This is a genomic window from Ochrobactrum sp. PL_is483 (assembly GCF_055816855.1).
Genome location: NZ_JBVPGS010000036.1, coordinates 179,956 through 206,472, shown reverse-complemented (window position 1 = coordinate 206,472; position 26,517 = coordinate 179,956). Strand labels below are relative to the sequence as shown.

The following is a 26,517-nucleotide window of genomic DNA, read 5'->3' as shown; positions in this document are numbered from 1 at the left end:
CAGAAAGCCCAGATGACGGATCGTAGCAACGACAGGAAAGACAGGTCGCGCGCCCCGCGGGATGCTGTCCTGCGGCTCTTTTCCGGGGAAGGTGCCGCCCTGCGCCGTTTGCGTCTGCGTGCATGTCTCTCTATCGGCTTCGAACGTTTCTGGCCTCTTATCCTGCCGCTGATTCTTCTTGTCGGCCTGTTTGCCAGCCTGAGCTGGTTCGGCCTGTTCGGCATGATGCCGCGATGGCTGCATATCGGCGTGCTGGCGCTGTTCGGCCTTGCCGGTCTCATTGCGCTCTGCCTGCCGTTTCGGTTTCGCTCCCCGACGGAAAGTGACGTTACAGGTCGCATCGAAGCGATCAACGGCCTTGTTCACGAACCGCTTGCCGTCCAGACAGGCCATATGGCAACCGGAGAACACGATCCGTTCGCTGTCGCCCTGTGGCGGGAACACCAGCGCCGCATGGCGGACCGGTTGAAAAATCTGCAATCCGGTCTGCCCTATACCCGCGTTCCCGAACATGACCCGTTCGGCATTCGCGCGCTGGTTGCCCTGCTTTTCGTAACCGCCTTTGCCTACAGCCTCAGCCCCAACAGCGGGCGCATTGCCGATGCGTTTCACATCCGCCCCGGCGATGGCACAGCCGTTGCGCGCATTGATGCATGGGTGACGCCGCCGCGCTATACCGGGCGCGCGCCGGTCTTCCTGACCGTCACGGATGATCGTGAGCAGGCCCCAATCAACGTACCGCAAGGCAGCATTCTCTCGGTCCGTGTGATCGGCGGCGGTTCTGAACGCCTGACTGCCACCGATGCGAAGGGCGAGCGCCGTGACGTGCAGCCGATAAATGCCGAGGAAGACCAGAAACAACCTGCGGAACAGGCTCTCGTCGATGGAAGCCGCAATTTCCGCTACGATTTGCAGCGGGATGAAACTCTGGCGCTTTCCGGCACCGATGCCCGCTGGAAGTTTTCTGTCACGCCGGATAATCCGCCGGCAATCCGCTTCACGAAAGAACCGGGGCACGCGCTGAATGGCACTTTGCAGCTCGCCTACCAGATCGATGACGACTATGCGCCGATAAAGGCCGAAGGTGAGATTATTCCGCTCAACGATGACGATGACGAGGAAGCCGCACCGCTTTACGATGCGCCGGAATTGTCGCTGGCGCTGCCGCGCCGCGGTGTGAGTGACGCCACGACGTCAAAGGACCTGACCGAACATCCATGGGCAGGCGAAAAGGTTGCACTCACGCTGGTTGTGACCGATGCCGCAGGACAAACGGGCCGCAGTGAAACCAAGGTCATTACCTTGCCAGAACGGCCTTTCAGCAACCCGCTCGCTCGCGCCATCGCGGAGCAGCGCCGGATTCTCGCGCTTGATGCGACGCAACGTGAGCATGTGCTCGACATGCTGTCGGCAATTACGCTACGTCCGGAAGAAACCATCAAGAATGCCGCCCATTATCTGGGACTGGTGACGATCCGCACCCGCCTTCGTCTGGCCAACAGCGATGATGCCCTGCGCGATGCGGCTGACTATATGTGGCAGGTCGCTCTCGGCATCGAAAATGGCAATCTTTCCGCCGCCGAGAGGCGCCTGCGACAGGCCCAGGAGGCGCTGAAAAACGCTCTTCAGAACGGGGCTTCGCAAGAAGAAATCGAGAAGCTGACCGCCGAACTGCGCAAGGCCATGCAGGATTTCCTGCGGGAATTTGCGCAGCGCCAGCAGCAAAATCCGAACGCACGCCGCGCCGCCCCTGACCCCAATGCACGGATGCTGACCGAAAAGGACCTGCAGCGCATGATGGACCAGATCGAGAATCTGGCACGGCAGGGCTCGCGGGATCAGGCCGAACAATTGTTGTCGCAATTGCAGAGCCTGATGGACAATCTGCAGATGGGACAGGCACAGCAGGGTCAGGGACAAGGTCAGCAGGGCCAACAAGGCCAGATGCAGCAGCAGATGAACAAGCTCGGCGAGCTGATGCGACGCCAGCAGCAGACCATGAACGAGACCTTCGATCTCGATCAGAAGATGCAGCGCCAGTTCGGCGGCAGCGATGGCGAAGGCGAATTCGGCGACAACATGTTCCCCGGCGATGACGGCTCGATGGGCGGTGAATCCGAGAGCGGAAAGGGCCAGAACGAACAAGGCCAGAGCGGAAAGGGCGATGTTCCGCCTGATATGGCGGAAGCCATGCGCAAGCTGCAACAGCAGCAGAAGGACCTCCAATCCGATTTGCAGAAGCTGATGGACGATCTGAAGGGCATGGGGCTGGAACCCGGCAAGGATTTTTCGGACGCCGGAAGATCAATGGGCAATGCCACGGATGCGCTCGGCCGCAGCGAAGGCGCGGAAGCAAGCGATCAGCAGGGCAATGCGCTCGATGCGCTGCGGCGCGGCGGGCGCGACATGATGCAGAAAATGCAGCAGGCCATGGGCCAGCAAGGCCAGGGGCAAAGCGGAGCCAACGGCAGCAAGGGCCGTGATCCGCTTGGCCGTCAGCAGGGTACCGGGGAGAGTATTAACGACGACGTCAAAATTCCGGGCGAGATCGATATTCAGCGTGCGCGGGAAATTCTCGACGAAATCCGCCGCAAGCTCGGCAATGCGCTGACGCCGCAGATGGAAAAGGAATATCTGCAGCGCCTGCTGAAATTCGATTGATCTGATATCACAGACGCCGGACGGGGTTACTCCATCACCCGGCCAACATAAGGCAGCTGGCGGAAGGCGTGTCCGACATCCATGCCATATCCGACGACGAAATAGTCCGGGCATTCGAAAGCCACGAAATCGGCATCAAGATCGACCTTGCGGCGCACACTCTTGTCGAGAAGAACAGCGATGGAAACACTGCGCGCGCCACGCTCCAGCATGAGTTCGCGCACGAATTTCAATGTCTTGCCAGATTCCAGAATATCGTCGATCAGCAGCACATCACGGTCGCGCACATCGCTGTCGATATCACGCAGCAGGCGAACTTCCGTGCTGGTCGTCCCCTTGCCATAGCTCGAAACCGTAATGAATTCCACATCGGGCTCCACACCGGCATCATGCATGGCGCGGATAAGATCGGCCGCAAAAATGAAGGAGCCTTTCAGGATCGAAATCGTCAGCAGATTGTGGAACTTGCGTTCGGCAATGGCCTTGGCGAGATCGAGATTGCGATCGGCAATCTCGTCCGGGCTAAAGAGCACTTCGATTGACTTGCCACCGACTTCGGGCATCTGCTGCTTCTCCTGATCGTTCGCTTTCGCGCAGACTTCGGCCCCGTCAAAGGTGCCGGAAAGGCACGCTCTATAGCATGGTTTGAAGAAATTGCACCCCATCACATGAAGATGCTCCGGCTTCTCCATTTCCCAGCGTCGAGAATTCATATAGCGTGGCATCCATGCATCCGGACATCATCGAACTGCGATCATTTTACGACACGACCCTCGGCCATCTCGCAGAGCGCGCGATCCGTATGGCATTGGCCGGGCTGTGGGGTCATGTGCCGGGAGAACGGCTCGTCGGCATGGGCTACAGCCTGCCCTATCTCGACCGGTTCAGCGCCGATACCGAACGCACTTTCGCCTTCATGCCGGCAGGCCAGGGAGCCGTCGCCTGGCCTTCGGCTGAAAAAACGGCAACGGCCCTCGTTTTCGATGAGGAATTGCCGCTGCCCGATTCCTCGATCGATCGCGTACTGATGGTGCACGCTCTGGAATACGCGGAAAACCCGACGGAAACGCTGAAAGAGATGTGGCGCGTCCTCGCCCCCAATGGGCGGCTTGTCATCGTGGTGCCGAACCGGCGCGGCCTGTGGGCGCGCTTCGAACATACGCCTTTCGGCAGCGGGCGCCCTTACAGCCGCACCCAGCTCACCACCTTGTTGCGCGAGGCGAATTTCACCGTCAGCACGGTGAGTGATGCCCTGCATTTTCCGCCCGCCACGCGCCGTTGGATGATGCGGCCCTGCCTTGCGCTGGAAGGCATGGGACGGCGATTGTGGCCGGTCTTTTCAGGCGTTCTTGTGGTGGAAGCGCAGAAGCGGCTCTATCAGGGACTGCCTGTCGCCCAGCGCTCGTCGCGCCGTGTCTTCGTTCCGGTTCTCGCACCGCAGGGAACACCTGTCGGGGGATTACGCAAAGTCTCGGCGCGACCGTACACACCGGAGCATAAAAACTAGCACATTTACGCATCAACGCCCGCAAAAACGTACAGTTGCGGCGATCCATACCTGTCACCGGACAAGGTTTTTCTCGACTTGGACGCAATGGCGGGATATGCCCCATCATACCTTCAACATCGACCTTTTGGCGGAGCCAAAATCATGACCGATACGCAGAACCTTACCCGTCCCCAGCCCAAGGCAGGCCTGCTCGACATCGCAGCCTACGTACCCGGCAAGGAACATGTGGAAGGCGTTGCCAAGGTCTATAAGCTCTCCTCCAACGAAACGCCGATCGGTCCGAGCCCGCATGCTATCGACGCCTATCGACACGCGGGCGAAAGGCTGGAGCTTTATCCCGACGGGCAGGCGCTCGCGCTGCGTCAGGCAATTGCCGAAACACAGGCGCTCAACGTAGCGAATATCCTGTGCGGCAACGGCTCCGATGAGCTGCTCGGCCTGATCTGCCAGACCTATCTTGCTCCAGGCGACGAAACCATCATCACCGAGCATGGTTTTGCCGTCTACAAGATCCAGACGCTCGGCACTGGCGCAACGCCGGTCACGGTCAAGGAAAAGAACGAGCGTATCGATGTGGACGCCATTCTGGCTGGCCTCTCGCCGCGCACCAAGATCGTCTTCATCGCCAATCCGGCCAATCCGACGGGCACCTATCTGCCTTTCGAGGAGGTCCGTCGCCTTCATGCCGGATTGCCCAAGCACGTGCTTCTGGTTCTCGATGCGGCCTATGCCGAATATGTACGCCGCAACGACTATGAATCCGGCCTCGAGCTCGTTTCTTCCAACGAGAACGTGGTCATGACACGCACCTTCTCGAAAATCCATGGGCTGCCGGGCCTGCGCATCGGCTGGATGTATGCGCCCTTGCACGTCATCGATGCCGTCAATCGCATCCGCGGGCCATTCAACATGAATTCTGCCGCCATTGCCGCCGGTGCGGCCGCGATCCGCGATCGCGCCCATGTCGAGAAATCGATTACCTACAATGACAAATGGCTTGGCTGGCTGACCGAGGAATTCACCAAGCTTGGACTGCGGGTAACGCCTTCGGTCACGAATTTCCTGCTGATCCATTTCCCCGATGATGCCGTGCATTCGGCGGACAAGGCCGACGAATGGCTTTCCAGACGTGGTTATATCCTGCGTCGCGTCGGCGGTTACGGCTTCCCCAATGCATTGCGCATGACGGTTGGACCGGAAGAAGCCAATCGTGGCGTCGTCGCCGCCCTGACCGAATTTTTGAAGTAGAACAATGTCCACGGTCCATTTCAACAAGATCGCCCTGGTCGGCATCGGCCTTATCGGTTCCTCGCTGGCGCGCGTCATTCGGCGTGAGAAGCTTGCCAATCACATCGCCATCGCCACGCGCAGCAGCGAAACACTGAAGCGCGCCGAAGAACTGGGGCTTGGCGACAGCTACACCACGGACAGCGCCGAGGCCGTCAAGGATGCCGATCTCGTCATCGTGTCTGTGCCGGTCGGCTCGTCAGGCACTGTCGCGCGCCAGATCGCGGCAAATCTCAAACCCGGCGCCATCGTCACCGACGTTGGCTCCACCAAGGCTTCCGTGATTGCGCAGATGCAGCCGGAACTGCCCGGCAACGTGCATTTCATTCCCGGCCACCCGCTGGCAGGCACGGAATATTCCGGTCCGGACGCGGGCTTCGCAGAGCTCTTCACCAATCGTTGGTGCATCCTGACGCCGCTGCCCGACACGGATGAAGCGGCACTGGAAAAGCTGAGCGACTTCTGGATCGCCTGCGGCTCGCGGCTTGATCGCATGGACCCGCAGCACCATGACCTGGTGCTGGCCATCGTCTCGCATCTGCCGCACATCATCGCCTACAACATTGTCGGCACGGCCAGCGATCTGGAACAGGTGACGAAGTCGGAAGTCATCAAATATTCCGCTTCCGGTTTCCGTGATTTCACGCGTCTGGCCGCATCCGACCCGACGATGTGGCGCGACGTATGCCTGCACAACAAGGATGCCATCCTCGAAATGCTCGGGCGCTTTTCGGAAGACCTTGCCTCGCTGCAGCGCTCGATCCGCTGGGGCGACGGTGAAGCGCTGTTCGACCTTTTCACGCGCACGCGCGCCGTGCGGCGCGGCATCATCGATGCGGGTCAGGAAGTGGATGCACCGGATTTCGGACGTCAGGCCGCGACGCGCACATAGGGCGGCACATACTGCCCTACTGCCTTACTCCCTTATTCCCTTAAAGCGCCGGCAACCTTCCGAGAGGAATAAATCCGGCACTGACCTTGCCCTTGCGCACGGCGATCTCCATCACGGGATTGCCGTTTTCGTCCTTGGGCATGGCCGAGAGAGCAAACAGAACCGTCGCGATATTGCCGCCCTGTTCGGGGAATGCTGTCTGTCCCGCCTGCGCCAGTGATTGCGGATTGACCAGCGTAAGCTTGACATCGGCTTCGATCAGCCCGTCCGCATCGACCGAAAACGGTCCCGCAACAGAAACCATGGCTCCATTGGGCATGGACAGGAACGCCTGATTGACCGTGCCGGAATGGCCGCGCAACCGCTGGTGAAAAGGCGTATCGCTCCTCGCGAGCAGCGTGGCCGCATCGGATACGTCAATATCGGCCACACCGTCAATTTCAGGACTGGCGGTATTGCCAATCGCCGCCTTGGCAAGCTTCAATCCAGCAAAGCGTCCATTGATCTTCAAGGCGCCATCCGCCTCGCTCATGCGGAAATCCATCTGCTCGAGCGTGCTGAGAGGCTCCGTCTTCGTGGTTTCGGTGCGAAGGCCAACCGTGACCTCACGCGCAGCCAGTTCGATTTCGGTCGGGAATGGACGCGCCAGCCGGGTGTTGGAAGTAAACCTGCTCCAATTGACCTCAAGCGGCTCCAGCCCCGGAAATTCGATGAAGGCAGGTCCCGTCAGGTCATTTGACAGAGAACGCGGAGCATAGACCGGCGACCCGGACGTGAACCGCCCGGCACGAAACGACATGCCTTCGGAAGGGCGCTGCCAGGAAATGCTGTCACAAATGACATTGACGCGCAGCGGATAACCGCCCATGCGCAGGTCTTCGCATTTCACGCCCACGCCTTGGGCGGCAAGCTTGGCCATGTCGGCCCTGGCGCGCGCCTCAAGCCTGTTTGCGATATAGAACCACCCCGCCGTATAGCCGGCGATCAGGACGACCAGAATGACGATGAGCGCGATGGGACGCTTTCTGGCCTTTGGTGCGTTCATTCCACTATGCGCCATTTCAAAAGCCTTGCATGAATCAAACAGTTGTTTCGAAGAGCCTCGCCGCAGGGTTGAGATCGATACCCAAACCCGCCCTATTTTGCTCCTCCCGACTGTTGGCCATATTATGGCAGGAATGTGCCTTTTGAAGTGGCGAAGAAGAAAAAACAAAGGATATCCGTTGATTACCGGTGGAAATCGGCGTTCACTAAACAATATGGATACCCTCATGACCACAGCTTTCAATGACAGGCGAATGAACGATTTCTGGGTTTTCGGTTATGGATCGCTGATGTGGCGACCGGGTTTTGCGCATGTGGAGACCGTACGCGCGCGCCTTTACGGCTATAGGCGCAGTCTATGCATCTATTCGCATGTTCATCGCGGAACTCCCGATCAACCGGGACTGGTCCTCGGGCTGGACGCCGGCGGCTCCTGCCTCGGTATCGCTTTTCGCGTGCCCGGCGACATGACCGGCGAAGTCATGACCTATCTGCGCGAACGTGAAATGTCGAACCACGTTTATCACGAGAAGCATCTCCGTCTGCGTCTTGCCGACGGGCGCAGTGTCGATGCGGTCACCTATGTCGCGGACCGCCGCCACATCCAATATGCCGGATCGCTGTCAGCCGAGAACGCGGCGGCAATCGTCGCGTCCGCTCGAGGTGATTCAGGCGCCAATGTGGATTATGTCGTCAACACGCTTCAGCATCTGCGCAATATGCGGGTACGCGATCACTGGCTGGAGCATGTCAACGATCTCATTCACCGCAATATCAACCAGAATTCGATTATTTAAGCGGCTGGAAGCAGACAGAACGCTTCTCAAAATTCCTGCGCTCCAATGCTCAGCCCTTGTTCTTGACCGATGCAACCGCTACATCTCGGCCAATTGGCAAGGAGGCCTCCATGATCGCATTGTTCCGCACCATTGATTTGGCGCTCGATATCTACACCTATATCATTATTGCGAGTGCCATCTTCTCATGGCTCTATGCGTTCAATGTCGTCAATTCCGGCAACCGTTTCGTGGCGTCGATTGGCGAGTTTCTCTACAAGGTGACAGAGCCTGTCCTGCGCCCGATCCGCAATCTTCTGCCCAATCTCGGCGGCATCGATATTTCGCCGATCATCCTGCTTTTGATTATCTTCTTCATCCGCCAGTTCATGTGGACGACGCTGCTGCCGCTTTTCCTGTAAGCGCATCATAAGCAAGCCTTAAAACAAAAGCGCCCGGACATTGCCGGGCGCTTTTGTTTTCAATAGAGCGGATAGCTATCGCTTACTTGCCCTTGGCGCGTTCGATAGCTTCGACGATGAACTTGCGAGCGTAATCTTCATCGCCCCAGTCGCCGATCTTGACCCACTTGCCGGGTTCCAGATCCTTGTAGTGTTCGAAGAAGTGCGCGATCTGCTTCAGAGTGATCTCCGGCATATCGGTATAGTCGTGAATCTTTTCGTAGCGGCGCGTCAGGTGCGGCGACGGAACGGCGATGATCTTCTCGTCCTTGCCGGAATTGTCTTCCATGACCAGAACGCCGATCGGGCGCACGTTGATCACGCAGCCGGGAACCAGCGGACGGGTGTTGCAGACGAGAACGTCGATCGGGTCGCCATCTTCCGAAAGCGTATGCGGCACGAAGCCGTAATTGCCCGGATAGGTCATTGGCGTGTAGAGAAAGCGGTCGACAATGAGGGCGCCGGCCTTCTTGTCCATCTCGTACTTGATCGGCTGGCCGCCGACAGGCACTTCAATGATGACGTTGACGTCTTCAGGAGGATTGGAGCCGATGGAGATGGCATCAATATTCATGATGTGTCCTTTCGTGTCGGGCCCTGATAACGGGTTTCAAGATTGTGTGCAAGAAAAACGAAAGTTGAAGAAAACGCGGTGAATTGTCGTTCTCGCAATGCAATTGAACGTGATCAGGCCGTTAACATGCTGTGAGGGTTAGGCACCGAGCTCGTTCAGTCTTTGAACGGCGGTCGGCGGCATCGGGGGCGGGTTGGGATCGCGGCTGGCCGCGACCAGAAATTCATCGCAAGCCGTCTCGGTCGTTTCGATCAGCCGCTTGAGGAATTCCTCTTTCGGCAGGCCCGGCGGAATGGGCGGCAGAATACGAGCGCGAATGGTTCCCGGATAACGCAGAAACTTGCGGCGCGGCCAGTAAAGGCCTGCATTATGTGCTATTGGCACCACCGGCAGATTGAGCGCTTCATAGAGATGGACAATGCCATATTTGTACTGCGGCGGAGCGCCCGGCGCCCGGCGCGTTCCCTCGGGATAAATGAGAATCTGGCGACCGTCCGCAATCGCCCTTTCCGCTCCCTTGGTGATGGAGTGCAGCGCCTTGACACGGGACCCGCGATCCACCGGGATCATCTTCATCTTGGCAATATACCAGCCGAAAAGCGGAATGAGCATCAATTCCCGTTTCAGGATCAGCACGGGATCATCGAGATAGGGCAGGAAAGCGTAGGTATCCCAGGCCGACTGGTGCTTTGGCGCGCAGATATAAGCGCCTTCAGGAATGTTCTCCAATCCCTCGACCACACAGTTGGTTCCGGCAATATGCTTCTGGAGCCAGAGATTGACCCGCGCCCACAGCTTCGGCACGATCCAGGCCTTCTTGCGGGGCAACAGGAAATAAAAGGGCGTATAGACGATCATCTGAACGATTGTGCAGATATAAAACGCCGCATTGAACAAGATTGAGCGCAGGTAGAGAAGCATCAGTCGGCGGAGACCCTGGCTAAAGCATTTTCGTTTCCGGCTTCCGGCGAACGATCACGCACGAATTCTGGACTTTCTTCGGAAAGTGACGGCACCGATATATCAGGAAGATCGGCTATTTCCATCAGGAAATCGCAATCCGATTGAGAGATCAGTTTTCCGCCGTCGCGCTTTGCCCGGGCTGCGTTCCAAACAACCCGCTTGCGCCCACACGGACTGCGGCGCCCAGATACTTCACATATTCGATGAAGAGCACGCGCAATGTGTCGCCTTCGGCAATCCAGCTATGCTCGTGGCGTTCTCCGTTCACGACCGGATAGGGAATGAACTCGACATCCTTCATGCGATAGGACATTTCCAGCGTGCTGCGTGGAATATGATAGTTGTTGGTGACCAGGATGACGCGGCGATAGTTGTTCGTGCGAATCCAGCGTTCGCTTTCGGTGGCATTGCCGATGGTGTTGAGCGCCGACCGGTCGAGATCGACGCAGCAGTCAAACAGGTTCTGATCGGCATGGGTCGCACGCTGCAGCGCCTTTTCATTGGTCGCCGGATGAACGCCGCTAATCAGGAGCCGCTTTCCTCGCTTGTCCTTCAGGAGATTGACGGCAGCCTGAATTCTGGACTGGCCGCCGGTCAGAACGATGATCGCATCGGCGGGCTCGTCAATGGCTGGCGGCTGCATGCTGGTAACCTTTTCACCAAACACGACGAAGCCGACGAGGAACGCCAGAAGGATAGCAAAGAGAACGATGGAAACCGGCTGAAAACGTCTGAACATGCGCATCATGACAGACCATAGGAAATTACCGGACGCAAGTGCAAAAGATTGCAGGGAAACGCGGTTCCGGCTGCGCCGCCAGACCACATCTCCCGTGGAAAATCCGTTTGCTGCCTGCTTCTGTGCCACTGCATCATCATGCAACCGTCGCCCACCCGATAGCACTTGCGGGATTCGCGCACCATCTCTTCTTCCATCATAGCCAGCATTGCGGCGAGAAGTCGGAGAAGCGGTCGAAAATCTCGCCTTGAAAGCGCCTGTATCGGAGAAGGTTCTCATTCGGAGCGCACCCCCGGACCGTCCATGGTGGCGAGCTGGCGGATTACCGTCAGCCGGCTGGTCAGCATGGTGAGAAAACTCACCAGAATGATAATGATGCCAGCCCCGATATAGCCGTCCCGCCCGATAGCGAAATTACCGAACATGGCAGCCGCCTGATCGCCTTCAGGCGTCGCCATGTGGCTCGATGCCCACCAGGAAAAGATCAGGAAAACCAGCATCGCCGCTGCTCCTCCGCACAGTGCTCCCTTCAGCGCCGTGCGGAAGAAATGCCATTCAAACTCGCGCGCCACGAATTTTGATTCGGCGCCGATGAAATGCAGCACCTCGATAATGTGGCCATTGCCGGACATTGCCCCGCGCGTGGCAAAGATTACGGTCAGAACGGTCGCCGCGATCACAAGCGACAGAACCCCTGTACCCACGAACACCGTCGTATGTGCCATGGAGACCAGCCTGTCGACCCAGGTCCGATGATCGTCAAAAGTCGCAGCCGGAATGGCGCGTGTGATTTCAGCCCGCATGGTTTCGAAATCAGGCGGGGCAGTCTCATCAATCGTCACCACGACCAGCCGCGGCACGGGCAATTCATCGACATTGAGGCCGCTGCCGAGCCACGGTTCAAGCAGCCGCGCGGTGGCCGCCTTGTCGATAATGCTGGTGCCCTTCACACCGGCAAAGCCGCGCGCGATCTCGCTTGCCTCAGCCAGCGCCTTTTCCATGTCCTGTCCGTCGACTGGCCGGATCTGGATCGTGGCCTCGCGTGCGATCTGGCTCTGCCATGCAGCCGCCGAGGCGCGAACAAGCGTCACGCCGCCCATCGTCAGACATGCCAGAAAGGTCATGATGGCGATCACGATGACGAGTGCCGTGCCGGTCACACTGCCGTCGGGAACGATGGGGCTCGGTCCCTGGCGTTTCCGGCGCTTGCCGATACGAACGAGCAGCATGTCCTTGAGGTCCTCGAAACGGACCCGGACATCCTCCAGCTTGCGTTGCAAGGCGTTCTTTGCATCAATCATAGATGTCGAGCCGCCCATGTTCGAGGATCATGCGCCGCGCATCGACCTGATCCATCAGGGACAGATCGTGGGTCGCGATGATGACAGCCGTGCCCGAGCGGTTCAGCTCGGTGAAAAGACGCAAGAGACGCTTTGCAAGCGGCGGATCGACATTGCCGGTCGGCTCGTCGGCGAGAAGCAGTTCCGGCTGATCGATCAGCGCCCGCGCGATTGCGGCGCGCTGCTTTTCGCCGCCCGAAAGAACCGGCGGCAAGACATTCATGCGGTCGCCCAGCCCTACCCAGTGCAGAAGCTCTTCCACCTCATGACGATAGGTCGCCTCTTCCTTTCCGCGCACGCGCAGCGGAAGCGCCACATTCTCGTATGTGGTCATATGGTCGAGCAGGCGAAAATCCTGAAACACGATACCGATGCGGCGGCGCAAAAGCGGGATTTCCGCGTGATTGAGCCGCGCAACGTCCTTGCCAAAAATATTGATAAGACCGCGCGTCGGCTTCAGCGCCATGAAGAGAAGGCGCATGAGCGAAGTCTTTCCCGCCCCGGAAGGGCCGGTCAGGAACTGGAATGAACGCGGCGGAATATGGAGACTGACATCGCGCAGGATCTCAGGACCCATTCCATATCGCAGGCCGACATTCTCAAAACGTATCACCGGCAGTTTCTCTTAAATTGCCCGTACGCTGACAGGCGCACGGATGACATCGATATCAGATCGACCTTTATCCCCTATGGTTAATGTTTGGTTAAATCCCGGCCCATGTACTCGAAAAAAGTAAAGGTCCGCAGCTGTAGCCAGAAAGCATTAACCATTATGAGCCAGTGTGTGGCATCGGCCGAAGGAGCGAAAAACGCAAAGGAAGATGACGTCATGATGGCGAAACACCCATCGACAGCGCAGATATCGCGTGCGTCTTCGCGTGGAAAAATTCCGGCGGCATGGTTTGTTTCTGATGAGGAAGCGGTCGAGGACGCCGAATTCGAAACCATCCTCCCGGTTTCGCCTCGCCCAAAATTCTTCTCCTCCGTCATTTCGCAAAAGCCGCTCGCTTCGCGCAAATTCCTGTCGGAAACCGGTCCGGCCAGCGATTGGCCCGGATTCGGGTATTGGGTTTTCGTCGCTCTTTGCGCGACCACGGCTTTCTGGATCGCAGGGGGACATACGCTGCTTGCCGACAAGCCCGCTTCCGGCGGACAATCGATGCTGCCACTCGTTTCGGCGCTTCAACTGACCAATCTCAAAACCAGCGTCGGCGTGCATGATAAGGGCGATATTCTGAATGTCGGCGGACGCATCCGGAACACTACATCCGAGGAACGCGCCACGCCGCCGCTGATCGTCATGATTACCTATAGCGACGGCAGCAAACGCGAACGCCGTCTGGCGCCCGGGGAAACAATCTTGAAACCAGGTGCTTATATCGACTTCGAAACCTTGCTGCCGGCGCTGCGCGGCACCGTCGAGAAAATCGATGTGCGACTGGCTTCTCCGACCTGAAGTGGCAGGTTACTGCCAGCAGCCGAGGTTGCGGCCCTTGAGATTATGTGAGTCGATTTCGACCACGAGGCGCGGGTCTTCACGCAGCAGAACCAATGTGGTGCGCTGTTTGAGATCGATCTTCTGCCAGCCTGCGCACTCGGTCGGCATTGGCGTGCTGTCGATCTTCACCTTCTCCGTCCATGCCGTCGCCGTGCAGCCCGACAGAGCTGCAACAATGGGAACGACCTTGACCGCTCCTGAAACGAGCCTTTGCGTTTTCGTCCCACGATGAGTGTTCAAGGCTGACAACTCCAATCTGCCCCGCGAACCACCCGCCAATCGCTTTTGCGCTGGAGAGCGTCGCCCGTTCGACATCTGTGCTTATAACGTGCCGCGCCCCCTTTCCGCAATATAGCCAGACGGGTTCGACGGCTTTAAAAAACTCCCGTCGGGCGACGTCGAATGTCCACCAGAACCCGAATTAGAAGAGATATAAAAGCAAGTTCGAATATAAGAAGAATAGCCTCCCTGTTTACTGAGATGAGGGGATAAATCCACAGGAAACAGGCGCCTTCGATCAAGTTAAACATGATTGTCGAAAGAAAAAGGTGATTATATGCTTCTTGCTAAATGATTCGCATGCGGCAGTTTCACTACACCAACCCTGGGGATTTCCATGCTGAACAAATTGTCGGCTGAATTTTTCGGAACATTCTGGCTTGTATTCGGGGGTTGCGGCAGCGCCGTCCTCGCCGCAGCCTTTCCTGAACTGGGCATCGGCTTTCTCGGCGTTGCCTTCGCCTTCGGTCTGACGGTCCTGACCATGGCTTATGCCGTTGGCGGTATTTCCGGCGGCCATTTCAATCCCGCTGTCTCGCTGGGCCTCGTCATTGGCGGCAGGCTTCCGGCAAAGGACCTTATCCCGTACTGGGTTGCACAGGTTCTGGGCGCAATCGCTGCTGCAGCGGTGCTCTATGTCATCGCTTCCGGCAAGGCGGGCTTCACCGCGGGCGGCTTTGCCTCCAACGGTTACGCCGAACTCTCGCCCGGCGGCTACAGCCTGACGGCAGCCCTGCTTATTGAAATCGTCCTCACGGCGTTTTTCATCATCATCATTCTCGGATCGACCTCTTCCATCGCTCCGGCTGGTTTTGCCCCGATTGCCATCGGTCTTGGCCTGACCCTGATCCACCTGATTTCGATCCCGGTCACCAATACGTCCGTCAATCCGGCTCGTTCGACCGGCGTCGCTCTATTTGCCGAAACCGCAGCACTCGGTCAGCTCTGGCTGTTCTGGGTTGCACCGTTGGTCGGCGCAGTCATCGGCGCGATCATCTGGAAAGGCCTTCTCGGCAAGGATTGATCCAGAACGACAACACGATGAAAGGCCGGTTCAAGCCGGCCTTTTTCTTTTCAACGGTGCGTTTCTCTCAATACGGACAGCAGGCCACAAAAAGTGGTTCCGATCATGGGAAGGATACTGTAAGTAACATCTATCTTGTTGTTGTTGCGCATTATCCGAAGCAAACCGCTTCGCAGTTTTTGCTCGGAAATGCTTTAGATGTTGTGAGCAATGCCCTCCTCCACCGATGCTTCTTCTGCGGATCGTTATGCCGCGTTCCGGCACTCCGCCTTCAAAAAATACTGGGGCGCCCGTTTCCTGAGCGCATTTGCGGTTCAGATCGTAAGCGTGTCGGTTGGTTGGCAGATCTATGATCTCACCCGCGACGCCTTTAATCTGGGCATGGTCGGGCTGGTGCAATTTCTACCGGCCCTCTTGCTGGTCCTGGTAACCGGTGCCGCTGCCGACCGCTTCGGCAGGCGTTTCATCATGGGACTTTCGCTCATTCTGGAAAGCGTGGTGACCGCAATACTGCTCGGCTTGACCCTCGCAGGCCTGTTCGAGCCCCTGACTGTTTTTGCCGCACTGACACTTTTCGGCGTGGCGCGCGCATTTCTCGGACCCTCTTCAGCATCGCTGGTCGTCAATCTCGTTCCAACCGAGGATTTCGCCAATGCCGTGTCGTGGAATTCATCGGCATGGCAAGTGGCCACGATCGTCGGTCCAGTTGCCGGTGGCCTTCTTTACGGCATTTCGCCGGTAGCGGCCTATTCCGTTGCAACGGTCTTCCTGCTGATTGGCTCGTTTCTGATCTTTTCCATTCCAAAGCCCAAGCAGCACACACTTGCCGAACAGCGCTCGCTGACAAGCATGCTGGCGGGCTTCCGCTATATCTGGAAGGAAAAGATCGTTCTGGGCGCGATTTCACTGGACCTGTTCGCCGTTCTCCTCGGCGGAACGGTGGCCCTGTTGCCCGTCTATGCGCGCGACGTTCTCGATCTCGGCCCCTGGGGCCTGGGCCTGCTGCGCTCCGCTCCCGGCATCGGCGCTGTTCTGACGGCAATCTGGTTGGCCGGGCATCCCATCCGCGATCATGCGGGCCGGGTGATGTTCGTATTCGTCGGCCTCTTCGGCTTCTTCAATATTATCTTCGGTGTCTCGACGCTGACCTGGCTGTCCGTCATTGCCCTGGCGCTTGCCGGTGCCGCCGACATGATCAGCGTCTACATTCGCGAAACGCTGATGCAGCTGTGGACGCCCGATCACGTGCGCGGTCGCGTCAACGCGGTGAACATGGTCTTTGTCGGCGCATCGAACGAGCTGGGCGAATTCCGTGCCGGTCTGATGGCGGCCGCCATTGGCGCTGTTCCCGCAGTCGTCATCGGCGGATTGGGATCTATCGCCGTCGCCATTGCCTGGGCAGCGATGTTCCCGCAATTGCGCAAGGCCCGCCACTTGCAGGGACGAACCTGAGCCTTCGCAACACAGCAATCCGTCAGGACGCAGGCGTGCTTCGGTTCGCCTTGTCCATGCGGTCCTGAATGGCGTTGCGGTCGTCTTCGCGAATGCCGACGAGTTCGGCAACCCGCCACATCACATCCGCCTCGACTTCACTCACCTTGCCATCGGCATAGACCATATCCCACATCAGAGCGACCAGATCGAGCCGGGCCTGATAGTCGAGCTGGCGCTTCAAAACCGAGGTAAAATCCGACAGGTCGACGGCTTCCTGATCAGCCTTTTCCGCAGCACGGATCAACCTTTTCAGGCTGTCGCCTTTCAGATCATATTTTTGCGACAGCACCGAAGAGAGCTTCTTGCGCTCGCTTTCCCGTGTTTCACCGTCGGCGTCCATGATGTGATAAAGCAAGGCAGCGGCAGCCAGCCTGGGATCGTCATTGGAAAATTTTTCACTGCGGTCACGAAAACCGTTTGCAGGAAGTTCTTTTAAAAAATCCAGAAGACGATCGAACATTCAACCTCGCTGCCACATTCACTGCTTGCCGATCACCATGTTGGTTCCGGCACATCGGTTAGCAACATCGAAGGTAACGAGCTGAATGCGTCAGGCAAGGCGATAAACGGTCTTGCACAGCCGTTTATCGCCCAAGAGAGGCACCGCGTTGTTTTTCGGCAACGATTGGAGCACCCGGATCAGAAAAGCCGCAACCCGCTCTGGGCTTTCTGTGGAGCCTTGCTTTCGTCGACACCCGGATCGTCCACAACGATATGCGCACGGCGCGGCGCGGCTTCTGCGTCCTCGTCAGCCGTCACGACGTCAGCCACAGATGGCTTTACCTCACCGGCCTTTTGTGTCGGAGTGGCAGGCGACAGTTTGACGGGCTCGGCAGCCGGAACAACAACTTCGGCTTCCACCACGTCCCGGACAGGCGCTCTTCTTTCCGCAGGGGAGGATAGATCCGCCACGGCAGGCTCCGCCAGAACAATCTGATTAACCGGCTTTACGTCCACCGCCCCCCTGATTTCGGGCTTTTCCGCTTCAATGGCCGGAGCGAGTTCCACGACCGGAACTTTCCACTCAAAGCTGTTGAGCCGCCCGGTGACCGGCGAGACCGGCGCCCATTGTTCCGAAACATAGCCATCGGCAGTCCAGGCGGGATCGCGCGGGGCCTTGACCGCCCGCGCCAGCCATTCACGAACCTTGCCCTGATCGCCGGTTTCGGCTTCTTCAATATCGGCAAGCAGCAGATAGGCGCTCTCGCGCGGCGACGCACGCAGAACCTGCTCGGCATTGTCGCGGGCGAAGCGATAATCGCCTGCCTCATAGGCAGCCCGCGCCAGAACGAGACTGCCCTCGGCAGTGTTGGAGCGCAATGATACGAGGTGCTTCGCGCGCTTCAGACGATCGTGAGCCGTATCGCCGGATCGGGCATAGACATAGGTCGAAGCAATGTCGGGCTGCGGGAACCGTTTCCAGGCCGCTTCCAGAATTTTCGAACCTTTCCGTACATCGCCATCGGCGAAAAGCGCGCGCGCGGCAACCACGGCGGCAGGCACGAGATCGGGGGCGAGCTTGTTTGCTTCCAGCGCCAAGGCCTTTGCCTGCGCATGGTCGACATCGACAATCGCCATCGCCTTGGCAGTCAAAAGCGCGGCGCGCTCCTTCTTCACCACATCCTTGCCATGGGCAAGCGCCTGCTTGCGCGCATCGACAAGCTTCAACGCCGCATCCCAGTCGCCTTCGGCACAAAGCTGCCCCATCATGGCCGACGAAGCCCATTCGAGCTGCGGCGCTTGACCGGCTGCTTCTGCGGCATAATGGCGGGCAGCATCGCGGGCGCCGACACGCTGGGCCTCGATATAAAGGCCACGCAGACCGAGCAGACGTGTCTCGGGGTCCTCCACCATCGCTTCAAAGCCCCTGCGGGCATCTTCCGTGCGTCCTTCCAGCATCGCTGTCTGCGCTTCCAGAAGCTTTATCAGCGGCTCCTGGTCGGAACTGAGCAGTTTGCCCGCCTGTTTTGTCATGCGGCGGGCTGCTTCCGCATCACCGGCTCCAGCAGCGATCAGGCCGGTCGAAAGCGACTGATAGCCGCGATCGCGCTTGCGTGCGCGAAAATGCCTGCGCAGCGTGTATGGCGACTGGATGATGCTTTTCACCAGCCACCACAGGATGAGGATGGCCGCGACAAGGGCAACGATCCCCGCAACGGCGGTTATCAGCGGCACATTGTAATGGTTGCCCGCGAAAGTAACATCAATCTCGCCCGGACGGTCCGCAAGCCACGCAAAACCGAACCCAAGGGCGGCAACAATGACGAGATAAAACAGGACACGTAGCATCGGCCTGCCTCCTATTGACCGGAAGAGGCCGCGGCCCCGCCCGTCTCGCCCGTGGATGCTCTGGGTTTCAGGCTGTCCGCAACAAGCCGCTGCACCAGCACATCGGCATCCCGCCGCGCTCGCATCTGATCAGCAAATTCCCGCGAGGTCGCCTTGGCATCGGCAGGCAACTGTTCCCATTCGCTGAGCGCGCGCTCCAGATCGCCAGCCTGAAGAGCCGCTTCCATACGGGCGGTGGTTGGTCCGACGCCAGTTCCGCTGACATTGCCGGCCACCGGGCGCACGCTCACCAATCCTTTGGCGCTGGCGACAAGCTGATCCCAAATTCCGGCGTCGGCAGGCAGCTTGTTCTCCGTCGCGACAATCCGGTTTGCGACGGCGCCGAACCACGCATTCAGGTCGGCGACAGTCGGAACGCCTTTATCGGCATGAGCACGCAACTGTTCAATGGACGCCTCATCCGGCACGACCGACGCGTAAGTGTCCAGTTCCGCCTTGAACGAACCGCCCCGATCAATCGCCGTTTTCAGCGCATTCGCTGCGATGAGCGCCGTCGCGTCGGGCTGGCGTGAAGCCTCACTGACCTTTTCCTGCAAGGAGGTCAGTTTCGATTCGAGCGATGAAATCGTGCCGCTGTTCCCCGTCACTCCGGCTGTTGCCTCCTCGGCCCGGCTCTGTGCCGCCGAAAGTTTGCTTTCCAGCGCATCGAGCCGTTCGGACAGGGCGGAGGTATCGGCTGCTGCCTGCTGCCCGGCTTCCTTCGGCAAGGCCGCCACTTGCTGTTGAAGATCGGCAAACGATCCCGCGACTGCCTCTGCCTTGATCTCAGCCGCCTGAACATTCTTTTCCAGCGCCGCAAGCTGTGCACGGCTTGCATCGTCAAGCGGCGCAGGCACAGGATTGCTGCGCAGATCGGCGATCTGCTGTTCCATATGCGCCAGCTGTTCCGCCGTCACTTTCGCGCCGGGAGAAGGGACGACATTGCCCCATTGCAGCGCCAGCAGACCACCAAGGCCGATCACGCCGCCAGCAATACCAGCCAGAAGATGCGACGCGCCCGCACCGCTTTTTTGCGCTGGCTGCTGGGTTTCCGGTTTCACACCCGACGTAAAGGGCGGTTTGGCATATGCCGTACTTTCCGGCTTTTCCGTTTTCACGATCTTTTCTGCAGTCGTTGCTTCCGGTTTGGGCGAAGCCGCTGGCTTCGCGGCTTCCGGCTTTGAGTTTTCCGGTTTTGAAAAGCTCCCTACCGGCTCCGCGTCTGGCGTCACTTTCGCCGGTTCGTCAACCCGCTTCACGTCCGATGGATCGAGATTGATCGTCACAGGATTACGGGCCGGTTTGGAATGTCGCGGAGTGCCGGGTTTCGCCATGGATCCTCTCGAAAGTGCCGATTGGTTGACTCAAACTCTATCAGATAAAATCGCCAGATGAAGGAAGGTTGCGCCAAAATGAGTCAAAGTTTGGCAAACAGCCGGAAAAGCCCTTCTTCATCAGGATGGTCTGCAACAAGGGCATTTGCCCTCCAGTTGGGCGGCAAACGGTCAGCCACACGGCCGGAAATACACAAAAACCGCGTTTTCGCATCAATGGGCGGCTCGATTTCGCGCATCGCATCCACAAAGCTCATCACCGCAACACCGGAATAAAGCATGACTGCGGCAAAAGGCGTGTCGCCCAGCGCGGTTTGAAGTGACGCAGCCGTGTAAACAATCGTTTCGGTATCGTAGACATCGACAACATGCATATCGAGTTTCGCGGCCCGCATCTCGTCTTCGAAAACCGGCTGACGCACCCGCCCGGCGAGATAGAGAACACGGGATTGTTCGGGAAGTTCGCGCTGCATGGTCGCCGCAAGCCGAACAGCATCGCCGCCGCCATCGATCACGCAGCCGAAACCAGCCTTCCGTGCCGCCTGCGCCGTTCCCTGCCCCACGGCAAAGAGCGGCAGGTCAAGAAACGGCTTCAGCAGTTCCATGTCCATGTGGTGAAAGGCATTGGCGCTTGTCACTGTCAAAGCCGCAAAGGGGCCGACGGGCACAGCAAAAGAAAGCGCAACGGTCCGGCTCAGCGGAAGCAAAACCGGCTCATAGCCTTTCGACGCCAGTCTCGCGGCGGTCCGGGCGCCTGCCGGTTGCGGCCGCGTCACCAGAACCCGGCCAAGAGATGCGATGTGTGCTCGCCCCGCCAAATCTACTCCCAGCCCTCGAAGAATTTGGGACCGGCCTTCGCGCGCAACTGCTCTGCTGCGTCCGTGCCGAGTGCGGCAGCATTCGATGTCGGTCCCTCGGCCCTTATCTCATGCGCCTCAGTCCCATCCGGCTTCAAGATCATGCCGTGGAATGAAACCGTATCGCCGTTCACGGTCGCAAGTCCGGCAATCGGTGTGCGGCAGGAACCGTCAAGCGCAGCCAGAAACGCCCGTTCGCAAGCAAGCGCTATGCCTGTTTCGCGGTGCGCAAGCGGGGCCAGCAGCGCATCGATGCGCGTATCGCCGATACGGGTTTCGATCCCGATGGCGCCTTGTCCCGGCGCGGGCGGGAAACTATCCAGATCGGCCAGATCGGTAATGACATCGCCAAGGCCCAGACGCCGCAATCCCGCACAAGCAAGAAACGTCCCGTCGACTTCCCCTGCTCCCAGTTTGCGCAGGCGGGTATCGACATTGCCGCGGAAAATCACCACTTGAATGTCTGGACGAAGGCGGCGGATCAAGGCCTGGCGACGCAAGGATGACGATCCGACCGTCGCTCCCTGCGGCAGATCGAGAAGGCGGGAGGCCGTGCGGCCGATAAAGGCATCGCGGGGGTCTTCGCGCTCAAGAAAAACGGAAAGATGAAGACCATCAGGCAGAACCGTCGGCATATCCTTGGTGGAATGGACGGCGAGATCGATTCGGCCGTCTGTCAGCGCCTGTTCGATCTCCTCGGTAAAAAGCCCCTTGCCGCCGATCTCGGAAAGCGCGCGATCCTGAATGCGGTCGCCTGCTGTCGACATGGGAATGATTTCGATGGCTTCTTCCGGAAGACCATGCGCCTCCATCAGGCGGCGACGCGTCTCGTAAGCCTGGGCGAGAGCAAGCTTGCTGCCCCGCGTGCCTATCTTCAACGTGCCATTCTTCAAGGATGCTGTTTGCATATTGCGCCGTCCATGGTACCGGATTTTTCAAATGAATTATGAGACAGGCAGGGTCTAACCGCAAATGCGCATTCTTGGAATAGAAACAAGTTGCGACGAAACAGCCGCCGCAATCGTCGAACGGGACGATCGGGGCGAAGGACGGATATTGTCCAATGTGGTTCTGAGCCAGATCGCCGAGCACGAACCCTATGGTGGGGTGGTGCCGGAGATCGCCGCGCGCGCCCATGTCGAAGCGCTGGACCGGCTGGTTGCCCGCGCACTGGACGACGCCGACATGAAACTTGCCGACGTCGATGCCGTCGCCGCCACGGCAGGGCCGGGACTGATCGGTGGGCTGATCGTCGGGCTGATGACCGCCAAGGCGCTGGCCATGGCGGCTCAGAAGCCGTTTTATGCCGTCAATCATCTGGAGGGCCATGCCTTGACGGCGCGGCTGACCGATGACCTGCCTTTTCCCTATCTGCTGCTGCTCGTTTCCGGCGGTCACACGCAGATGGTGCTGGTGCGCGGCATTGGCGACTATGAGCGCCTCGGCACCACGATTGACGATGCACTTGGCGAAGCTTTCGACAAGACCGCAAAGCTTCTGGGCCTGCCTTATCCGGGCGGCCCGGCAGTCGAACGCATGGCGCTTCAGGGCGATCCGAAGCGTTTCGCCCTGCCGCGGCCATTGAAAGGCGAAGCACGGCTCGATTTTTCCTTTTCCGGTCTCAAGACCGCAGTGCGCCAGACGGCAACCGAACTTGTTCCCTTGTCGGATCAGGACGTGGCCGATATGTGCGCCTCTTTTCAAGCTGCGGTCGCCGACACGCTGTCCGACCGGGTGGGTCGTTCGCTTGAACGCTTCAAGAATGAATTCCCCGATTGCGAAACACCGGCGCTCGTTGTTGCTGGCGGGGTTGCGGCCAACAAGACCCTGCGCGCCGCGCTCGAAACCCTCTGCGCCCGGCATGGTTTCAGCTTTGTCGCTCCACCGCTTGATCTGTGCACCGACAATGCCGCGATGATCGCCTGGGCTGGTGCCGAACGGGCCGCGACAGAGGCGCCGGACAAGCTCGACCTTGCACCCCGCTCGCGCTGGCCGCTCGATGAAAAGTCGGCTCCACTGATCGGAACCGGACGACGCGGAGCCAAGGCATGAGCACGAAAATCGCCATTCTGGGCGGCGGTGCCTGGGGCACAGCCCTTGCAGCCATGGCATGCAGCAGCGGCCACCATACATGGCTCTACGCCCGCGATGACGAAACGGTCGAGGCCATCAACCGGACCCACCGCAATCCGCGTTATCTGGGCGAAATCGTGCTTCCCGACGCTATTCATGCAAGTACGGATGCGGCGGCTGTCGTGGAGGGTGCTGATGCCGTTCTGGCCGTCATCCCCGCGCAGGCCATGCGTGCCGGACTTTCGCAATTGTCCGACTTCATAGCGCAACGCGCACCCGTCGTGCTTTGCGCCAAGGGGATAGAACGCAACACCGGGCGGCTGATGTCGGAGGTCGTGGCGGAAGTTCTGCCGAACCACCGGATTGCGGCGCTATCCGGTCCAAGTTTTGCAACAGACGTCGCCAGAGGGCTTCCGACCGCTGTGACCGTTGCCTGCGAGGACGCCCCAACTGCCGACCAGCTTGCAGCACTCCTGTCCGGCCCGGCTTTCCGCTGCTATTCGACAACCGATCTCAAGGGCGTCGAGATCGGCGGCGCGCTGAAGAATGTGCTGGCCATTGCCGCCGGTGCCGCCGTCGGGCGCGGCTTTGGCGCCAGCGCACAGGCGGCCCTCGTCACGCGCGGATTTGCGGAACTCCGCCGCATCGGTCAGGCCATGGGGGCGAAACCCGAAACCATCATGGGCCTTTCCGGCCTCGGCGACCTGATGCTGACCTGCTCTTCGTCGCAGTCGCGCAACTATTCCTACGGGCTGGCGCTTGGACGAGGCGAAGACCTCACCAACCGCCCGCTTGCCGAAGGCGTGGCCACCGCGCCGATCGCCGCCGAATTATGCCGCAAACACGCCATCTCCGCCCCCATCATCGATGCGACGGGAGCGCTGCTGGATGGGACCATCACCATTGACGAAGCCGTGACGGCTCTGCTCACCCGACCACTCAAGACCGAAGATTAGAGCGTGATCCCGAAAAGCGGGAACCGGTTTTCGGACAAGATCATGCTCAACGGAAAGGATAATTGACGATGCTTTTTGCTCTTCTGTGCAACGACAAGCCGGACCACCTGCAAGTGCGCCTCGATACGCGCCCTGCGCATCTCGACTATCTCAAGGGTCTTGGCGACGGGCTGAAATTTGCAGGGCCCTTCCTTGGTGAAGACGGCAAGCCGAATGGCAGTCTGGTCGTTGTCGAAGCCGCCGACAAGGCCGAAGCAGAAGAGATCGCCGCCAACGATCCCTATGCGCTGGCGGGCCTGTTCGACAGCGTGACCGTGCGTCCGTGGAACTGGGTGATCAACAATCCGGCCAACGCTTGAGGCTTGTGACTGATGGCTTACTGGCTGTTCAAATCCGAACCGTTCAAATGGTCATGGGAAATGCAGAAAGCCCGTGGCGAAAAAGGCGAGCAGTGGGACGGTGTGCGCAATTATCAGGCGCGCAACAACATGCGCGCCATGAAACTGGGCGACAAGGGCTTCTTCTACCATTCCAATGAAGGGCTGGAAGTTGTCGGCATCGTCGAGGTCTGCGCGCTGGCGCACCATGACAGCACAACGGACGATCCGCGCTGGGAATGCGTGGATATCCGGGCTGTCCGCGATATGCCGAAGCCGGTGACGCTGAAAGATGTGAAGGCCAATCCGAAGCTGGAGAAAATGGCGCTCGTCACCTCGATGCGTCTTTCGGTACAGCCGGTCTTGGAAGACGAATGGATCGAAGTCTGCCGCATGGGCGGACTGGATGTCAAAGATATCTGATGCTCGATCCGGCTCATAAAAGCGCGCGCGATTTCATTCTGGCCAACACCAGTCTGCAAGCGCCGCCGCATGTGCCGGAAATTCGCCTTCATCTGGCCGATGAAGCCCACGACCTCTGGCACAAGACGGAGGAAGAGCTCGCCACTATCGGCCTTCCGCCGCCCTTCTGGGCTTTCGCATGGGCGGGCGGTCAGGGTGTGGCGCGCTATATTCTGGATCATCCCGAAACGGTGAAGGACCAGACGGTGCTGGATTTTGCATCGGGTTCCGGCCTTGTCGCCATTGCCGCCATGCGGGCCGGCGCATCAAGCGTGCTGGCTTCTGACATCGATCCCTTCGCGGGCCCAGCCATCGAACTCAATGCTGAGGCCAATGGCGTATCGGTTTCCCCCTCTTTGGATGACCTCATCGGGCACGATGCCGGCTGGGATGTGGTTCTGGCAGGCGATGTCTTTTATGAAAAGCCGCTCGCCGAGCGGCTTATTCCCTGGTTTTCGAAGCTTAGCCAACGCGGCGCCCGTATCATAGTTGGTGATCCGGGCCGCGCCTATCTGCCCAAGGACAAGCTGCAACAGTTTGCCGTCTACACGGTGCCCGTGACCCGCGCCCTGGAAGACGCGGAAGTCAAGCGCACGACCGTCTGGGCATTTATTTAGGCAAACCGCTTGGCACCCGCCACGCAGGCAACGACTACAGCCGCCGTCGCCACCATCCCCATGCTGACGGATTCTCCTGCTATGCCGGCAGCCAGCATAAGCCCAAAGAAGGGCTGGAGAAGCTGCAACTGGCCGACAGTGGCGGCTCCGCCCTGCGCAAGGCCGCGATACCAGAAGAAAAAGCCGATCAGCATAGAGAACAGCGAAACATAGCCGAGACTTATCCAGGCCGGTGCGCCGATGCCTGCCCATGTCTCAGGCCGCGTCATCACGCTTAACGGCAGCATGAGCGGCAGCGAGAACACCAGCGCCCAGCAGATGACCTGCCAGCCGCCGAGCCTGCGCGAAAGCTGTGCCCCTTCCGCATAGCCCAGACCGCAAACGATGACAGCGGCAAGCATCAGCACATCGCCCAGCAGCGTGGACTGGCTTCCCTGTCCGTAGGCATAGGAAGCGACAATCAGGCTTCCCACCACCGAAAACAGCCAGAACATCGGGCGTGGGCGCTCGCCGCCGCGCAGGACAGCGAAGATTGCGGTAGCGAGCGGCAGCAATCCGATAAAGACAATCGCATGGGCGGAGGTCATATGCTGGAGCGCAAGCCCCGTCAGCAGCGGAAAGCCGACGACCACGCCAAGCGCCACCACAATCAGCGAAATGGCATCGTTACGGCGTGGAAAAGGTTCCCGGAACGCCAGCAGGAGCGCCAGTCCCAGCACACCTGCAATCGATGCGCGCACCATTGTCAGGAAGGTCGGGTCGATATCGATTACCGCCAGCCGTGTCGCAGGCAGCGACCCGGAAAAAATCAATACGCCCAAAAACCCGTTGATCCATCCCCCAGTCTTATTCCCAACATTCTTGTTCATTGTGTCTTTTCGGCTTTCTCTAAAATCGTATAAAGATTCGCAGGACAATGCCGCGAAACTGCCCGAATAATCAGGGACAGTTCCCGGACAATTTCGACAAAC

At 59.1% G+C, this 26,517-nt stretch carries 28 protein-coding genes; 14 read left to right on the top strand and 14 right to left on the bottom strand.

Annotated features, from left to right (window positions below; translation table 11 throughout):
- Positions 1 to 12: 12 nt before the first annotated feature.
- The gene (locus AC0TNJ_RS12675; protein ID WP_473771336.1) at positions 13 to 2,661 is read left to right on the top strand and encodes a TIGR02302 family protein; all 2,649 of its coding nucleotides are present in this window, start codon (positions 13 to 15) and stop codon (positions 2,659 to 2,661) included.
- Positions 2,662 to 2,687: 26 nt separating this feature from the next.
- Here the strand turns inward: AC0TNJ_RS12675 and hpt are convergent, their stop codons facing one another.
- Positions 2,688 to 3,224 carry a hypoxanthine phosphoribosyltransferase gene (gene hpt / locus AC0TNJ_RS12670; protein WP_122000005.1) on the bottom strand — a complete coding sequence of 179 codons (537 nt, stop codon included), beginning with the start codon at positions 3,222 to 3,224 and terminating at the stop codon, positions 2,688 to 2,690.
- A gap of 164 nt (positions 3,225 to 3,388) precedes the next feature.
- Here hpt and AC0TNJ_RS12665 point away from each other — a divergent pair, with 164 nt between their 5' ends.
- The 3 genes from AC0TNJ_RS12665 (at position 3,389) to AC0TNJ_RS12655 (ending at position 6,350) form a co-directional block, all read left to right on the top strand.
- Positions 3,389 to 4,168, top strand: coding sequence for a class I SAM-dependent methyltransferase (locus tag AC0TNJ_RS12665; protein WP_473771404.1), 780 nt, complete (start codon positions 3,389 to 3,391; stop codon positions 4,166 to 4,168).
- A gap of 144 nt (positions 4,169 to 4,312) precedes the next feature.
- The gene (gene hisC / locus AC0TNJ_RS12660; RefSeq protein WP_473771335.1) at positions 4,313 to 5,419 is read left to right on the top strand and encodes a histidinol-phosphate transaminase; all 1,107 of its coding nucleotides are present in this window, start codon (positions 4,313 to 4,315) and stop codon (positions 5,417 to 5,419) included.
- Between the two features lie 4 nt (positions 5,420 to 5,423).
- On the top strand, positions 5,424 to 6,350 hold the full coding sequence (locus tag AC0TNJ_RS12655; protein ID WP_121999951.1) for a prephenate/arogenate dehydrogenase family protein: 927 nt from the start codon (positions 5,424 to 5,426) through the stop codon (positions 6,348 to 6,350).
- Positions 6,351 to 6,390: 40 nt separating this feature from the next.
- On the opposite strand, the gene AC0TNJ_RS12650 is transcribed toward AC0TNJ_RS12655, so the two are convergent.
- On the bottom strand, positions 6,391 to 7,410 hold the full coding sequence (locus tag AC0TNJ_RS12650) for a DUF2125 domain-containing protein (protein ID WP_473767985.1): 1,020 nt from the start codon (positions 7,408 to 7,410) through the stop codon (positions 6,391 to 6,393).
- A gap of 211 nt (positions 7,411 to 7,621) precedes the next feature.
- Here AC0TNJ_RS12650 and AC0TNJ_RS12645 point away from each other — a divergent pair, with 211 nt between their 5' ends.
- A complete protein-coding gene (locus tag AC0TNJ_RS12645; RefSeq protein ID WP_122000004.1) occupies positions 7,622 to 8,191 on the top strand; it encodes a gamma-glutamylcyclotransferase in 570 nt (189 codons plus the stop codon).
- A gap of 110 nt (positions 8,192 to 8,301) precedes the next feature.
- Positions 8,302 to 8,592: a YggT family protein gene (locus AC0TNJ_RS12640; protein ID WP_006467933.1), complete on the top strand. Its 291-nt coding sequence runs from the start codon at positions 8,302 to 8,304 to the stop codon at positions 8,590 to 8,592.
- 82 nt (positions 8,593 to 8,674) lie between these two features.
- On the opposite strand, the gene ppa is transcribed toward AC0TNJ_RS12640, so the two are convergent.
- The 5 genes from ppa to ftsE form a co-directional block, all read right to left on the bottom strand.
- Positions 8,675 to 9,205, bottom strand: coding sequence for an inorganic diphosphatase (ppa, locus tag AC0TNJ_RS12635; protein ID WP_010657539.1), 531 nt, complete (start codon positions 9,203 to 9,205; stop codon positions 8,675 to 8,677).
- A 138-nt stretch (positions 9,206 to 9,343) separates the two neighbouring features.
- On the bottom strand, positions 9,344 to 10,126 hold the full coding sequence (locus AC0TNJ_RS12630) for a lysophospholipid acyltransferase family protein (protein WP_473771334.1): 783 nt from the start codon (positions 10,124 to 10,126) through the stop codon (positions 9,344 to 9,346).
- Positions 10,127 to 10,277: 151 nt separating this feature from the next.
- Positions 10,278 to 11,186, bottom strand: a complete 909-nt coding sequence (locus tag AC0TNJ_RS12625; protein ID WP_473771333.1) for a YdcF family protein — start codon at positions 11,184 to 11,186, stop codon at positions 10,278 to 10,280.
- Positions 11,183 to 12,208: a cell division protein FtsX gene (locus AC0TNJ_RS12620; RefSeq protein ID WP_473767989.1), complete on the bottom strand. Its 1,026-nt coding sequence runs from the start codon at positions 12,206 to 12,208 to the stop codon at positions 11,183 to 11,185. The genes AC0TNJ_RS12625 and AC0TNJ_RS12620 overlap by 4 nt, the downstream gene beginning before the upstream one ends.
- A complete protein-coding gene (ftsE, locus tag AC0TNJ_RS12615) occupies positions 12,201 to 12,824 on the bottom strand; it encodes a cell division ATP-binding protein FtsE (RefSeq protein ID WP_473768114.1) in 624 nt (207 codons plus the stop codon). The genes AC0TNJ_RS12620 and ftsE overlap by 8 nt, the downstream gene beginning before the upstream one ends.
- 252 nt (positions 12,825 to 13,076) lie before the next feature.
- Between ftsE and AC0TNJ_RS12610 the strand changes: the two genes are divergently transcribed.
- A complete protein-coding gene (locus AC0TNJ_RS12610) occupies positions 13,077 to 13,703 on the top strand; it encodes a hypothetical protein (protein WP_473771332.1) in 627 nt (208 codons plus the stop codon).
- Between the two features lie 9 nt (positions 13,704 to 13,712).
- Here AC0TNJ_RS12610 and AC0TNJ_RS12605 read toward each other — a convergent pair whose 3' ends face one another.
- Positions 13,713 to 13,985 carry a hypothetical protein gene (locus AC0TNJ_RS12605; protein WP_121999944.1) on the bottom strand — a complete coding sequence of 91 codons (273 nt, stop codon included), beginning with the start codon at positions 13,983 to 13,985 and terminating at the stop codon, positions 13,713 to 13,715.
- Between the two features lie 376 nt (positions 13,986 to 14,361).
- Here AC0TNJ_RS12605 and aqpZ point away from each other — a divergent pair, with 376 nt between their 5' ends.
- Both aqpZ and AC0TNJ_RS12595 read left to right on the top strand, forming a co-directional pair.
- Positions 14,362 to 15,048, top strand: coding sequence for an aquaporin Z (aqpZ, locus tag AC0TNJ_RS12600; protein WP_473771331.1), 687 nt, complete (start codon positions 14,362 to 14,364; stop codon positions 15,046 to 15,048).
- 210 nt (positions 15,049 to 15,258) lie between these two features.
- A complete protein-coding gene (locus AC0TNJ_RS12595; protein ID WP_473771330.1) occupies positions 15,259 to 16,500 on the top strand; it encodes an MFS transporter in 1,242 nt (413 codons plus the stop codon).
- A gap of 22 nt (positions 16,501 to 16,522) precedes the next feature.
- Here the strand turns inward: AC0TNJ_RS12595 and AC0TNJ_RS12590 are convergent, their stop codons facing one another.
- The 5 genes from AC0TNJ_RS12590 to hemC all read right to left on the bottom strand — a co-directional run bounded on the left by AC0TNJ_RS12590 (position 16,523) and on the right by hemC (position 21,969).
- Positions 16,523 to 17,002, bottom strand: a complete 480-nt coding sequence (locus AC0TNJ_RS12590) for a tellurite resistance TerB family protein (protein WP_121999941.1) — start codon at positions 17,000 to 17,002, stop codon at positions 16,523 to 16,525.
- A gap of 179 nt (positions 17,003 to 17,181) precedes the next feature.
- Positions 17,182 to 18,831 (bottom strand): heme biosynthesis HemY N-terminal domain-containing protein, encoded by a 1,650-nt coding sequence (locus AC0TNJ_RS12585; RefSeq protein WP_473771329.1) that lies wholly within the window; start codon positions 18,829 to 18,831, stop codon positions 17,182 to 17,184.
- Positions 18,832 to 18,842: 11 nt separating this feature from the next.
- On the bottom strand, positions 18,843 to 20,204 hold the full coding sequence (locus tag AC0TNJ_RS12580; RefSeq protein WP_473771328.1) for a COG4223 family protein: 1,362 nt from the start codon (positions 20,202 to 20,204) through the stop codon (positions 18,843 to 18,845).
- 83 nt (positions 20,205 to 20,287) lie between these two features.
- Positions 20,288 to 21,022, bottom strand: a complete 735-nt coding sequence (locus AC0TNJ_RS12575) for a uroporphyrinogen-III synthase (RefSeq protein WP_473771327.1) — start codon at positions 21,020 to 21,022, stop codon at positions 20,288 to 20,290.
- 2 nt (positions 21,023 to 21,024) lie between these two features.
- Positions 21,025 to 21,969 (bottom strand): hydroxymethylbilane synthase, encoded by a 945-nt coding sequence (hemC, locus tag AC0TNJ_RS12570; protein ID WP_473771326.1) that lies wholly within the window; start codon positions 21,967 to 21,969, stop codon positions 21,025 to 21,027.
- 64 nt (positions 21,970 to 22,033) lie between these two features.
- Between hemC and tsaD the strand changes: the two genes are divergently transcribed.
- The 5 genes from tsaD (at position 22,034) to AC0TNJ_RS12545 (ending at position 25,546) form a co-directional block, all read left to right on the top strand.
- A complete protein-coding gene (gene tsaD, locus AC0TNJ_RS12565) occupies positions 22,034 to 23,113 on the top strand; it encodes a tRNA (adenosine(37)-N6)-threonylcarbamoyltransferase complex transferase subunit TsaD (RefSeq protein ID WP_473767998.1) in 1,080 nt (359 codons plus the stop codon).
- Complete coding sequence (locus tag AC0TNJ_RS12560; RefSeq protein ID WP_473771325.1) at positions 23,110 to 24,090, top strand: NAD(P)H-dependent glycerol-3-phosphate dehydrogenase; 981 nt, start codon at positions 23,110 to 23,112, stop codon at positions 24,088 to 24,090. The genes tsaD and AC0TNJ_RS12560 overlap by 4 nt, the downstream gene beginning before the upstream one ends.
- 68 nt (positions 24,091 to 24,158) lie before the next feature.
- Positions 24,159 to 24,449, top strand: coding sequence for a YciI-like protein (locus AC0TNJ_RS12555; protein WP_121999934.1), 291 nt, complete (start codon positions 24,159 to 24,161; stop codon positions 24,447 to 24,449).
- 12 nt (positions 24,450 to 24,461) lie between these two features.
- Positions 24,462 to 24,890, top strand: a complete 429-nt coding sequence (locus tag AC0TNJ_RS12550) for an EVE domain-containing protein (RefSeq protein WP_121982353.1) — start codon at positions 24,462 to 24,464, stop codon at positions 24,888 to 24,890.
- Positions 24,890 to 25,546: a class I SAM-dependent methyltransferase gene (locus AC0TNJ_RS12545; RefSeq protein WP_473771324.1), complete on the top strand. Its 657-nt coding sequence runs from the start codon at positions 24,890 to 24,892 to the stop codon at positions 25,544 to 25,546. Before AC0TNJ_RS12550 ends, AC0TNJ_RS12545 begins: the two co-directional genes overlap by 1 nt.
- Here AC0TNJ_RS12545 and AC0TNJ_RS12540 read toward each other — a convergent pair.
- On the bottom strand, positions 25,543 to 26,415 hold the full coding sequence (locus AC0TNJ_RS12540; protein ID WP_121999932.1) for a DMT family transporter: 873 nt from the start codon (positions 26,413 to 26,415) through the stop codon (positions 25,543 to 25,545). The two genes, AC0TNJ_RS12545 and AC0TNJ_RS12540, sit on opposite strands and share 4 nt — an antisense overlap.
- Positions 26,416 to 26,517: the final 102 nt, after the last annotated feature.

Coding starts and splice junctions, on each gene's coding strand:
- AC0TNJ_RS12675 (WP_473771336.1), top strand. CDS start 13: ATGACGGATCGTAGCAACGACAGGAAAGACAGGTCGCGCGCCCCGCGG.
- hpt (WP_122000005.1), bottom strand. CDS start 3,224: ATGCCCGAAGTCGGTGGCAAGTCAATCGAAGTGCTCTTTAGCCCGGAC.
- AC0TNJ_RS12665 (WP_473771404.1), top strand. CDS start 3,389: ATGCATCCGGACATCATCGAACTGCGATCATTTTACGACACGACCCTC.
- hisC (WP_473771335.1), top strand. CDS start 4,313: ATGACCGATACGCAGAACCTTACCCGTCCCCAGCCCAAGGCAGGCCTG.
- AC0TNJ_RS12655 (WP_121999951.1), top strand. CDS start 5,424: ATGTCCACGGTCCATTTCAACAAGATCGCCCTGGTCGGCATCGGCCTT.
- AC0TNJ_RS12650 (WP_473767985.1), bottom strand. CDS start 7,410: ATGGCGCATAGTGGAATGAACGCACCAAAGGCCAGAAAGCGTCCCATC.
- AC0TNJ_RS12645 (WP_122000004.1), top strand. CDS start 7,622: ATGACCACAGCTTTCAATGACAGGCGAATGAACGATTTCTGGGTTTTC.
- AC0TNJ_RS12640 (WP_006467933.1), top strand. CDS start 8,302: ATGATCGCATTGTTCCGCACCATTGATTTGGCGCTCGATATCTACACC.
- ppa (WP_010657539.1), bottom strand. CDS start 9,205: ATGAATATTGATGCCATCTCCATCGGCTCCAATCCTCCTGAAGACGTC.
- AC0TNJ_RS12630 (WP_473771334.1), bottom strand. CDS start 10,126: ATGCTTCTCTACCTGCGCTCAATCTTGTTCAATGCGGCGTTTTATATC.
- AC0TNJ_RS12625 (WP_473771333.1), bottom strand. CDS start 11,186: ATGAGAACCTTCTCCGATACAGGCGCTTTCAAGGCGAGATTTTCGACC.
- AC0TNJ_RS12620 (WP_473767989.1), bottom strand. CDS start 12,208: ATGATTGATGCAAAGAACGCCTTGCAACGCAAGCTGGAGGATGTCCGG.
- ftsE (WP_473768114.1), bottom strand. CDS start 12,824: ATGGGTCCTGAGATCCTGCGCGATGTCAGTCTCCATATTCCGCCGCGT.
- AC0TNJ_RS12610 (WP_473771332.1), top strand. CDS start 13,077: ATGATGGCGAAACACCCATCGACAGCGCAGATATCGCGTGCGTCTTCG.
- aqpZ (WP_473771331.1), top strand. CDS start 14,362: ATGCTGAACAAATTGTCGGCTGAATTTTTCGGAACATTCTGGCTTGTA.
- AC0TNJ_RS12595 (WP_473771330.1), top strand. CDS start 15,259: ATGCCCTCCTCCACCGATGCTTCTTCTGCGGATCGTTATGCCGCGTTC.
- AC0TNJ_RS12590 (WP_121999941.1), bottom strand. CDS start 17,002: ATGTTCGATCGTCTTCTGGATTTTTTAAAAGAACTTCCTGCAAACGGT.
- AC0TNJ_RS12585 (WP_473771329.1), bottom strand. CDS start 18,831: ATGCTACGTGTCCTGTTTTATCTCGTCATTGTTGCCGCCCTTGGGTTC.
- AC0TNJ_RS12580 (WP_473771328.1), bottom strand. CDS start 20,204: ATGGCGAAACCCGGCACTCCGCGACATTCCAAACCGGCCCGTAATCCT.
- hemC (WP_473771326.1), bottom strand. CDS start 21,969: ATGCAAACAGCATCCTTGAAGAATGGCACGTTGAAGATAGGCACGCGG.
- tsaD (WP_473767998.1), top strand. CDS start 22,034: ATGCGCATTCTTGGAATAGAAACAAGTTGCGACGAAACAGCCGCCGCA.
- AC0TNJ_RS12560 (WP_473771325.1), top strand. CDS start 23,110: ATGAGCACGAAAATCGCCATTCTGGGCGGCGGTGCCTGGGGCACAGCC.
- AC0TNJ_RS12555 (WP_121999934.1), top strand. CDS start 24,159: ATGCTTTTTGCTCTTCTGTGCAACGACAAGCCGGACCACCTGCAAGTG.
- AC0TNJ_RS12550 (WP_121982353.1), top strand. CDS start 24,462: ATGGCTTACTGGCTGTTCAAATCCGAACCGTTCAAATGGTCATGGGAA.
- AC0TNJ_RS12545 (WP_473771324.1), top strand. CDS start 24,890: ATGCTCGATCCGGCTCATAAAAGCGCGCGCGATTTCATTCTGGCCAAC.
- AC0TNJ_RS12540 (WP_121999932.1), bottom strand. CDS start 26,415: ATGAACAAGAATGTTGGGAATAAGACTGGGGGATGGATCAACGGGTTT.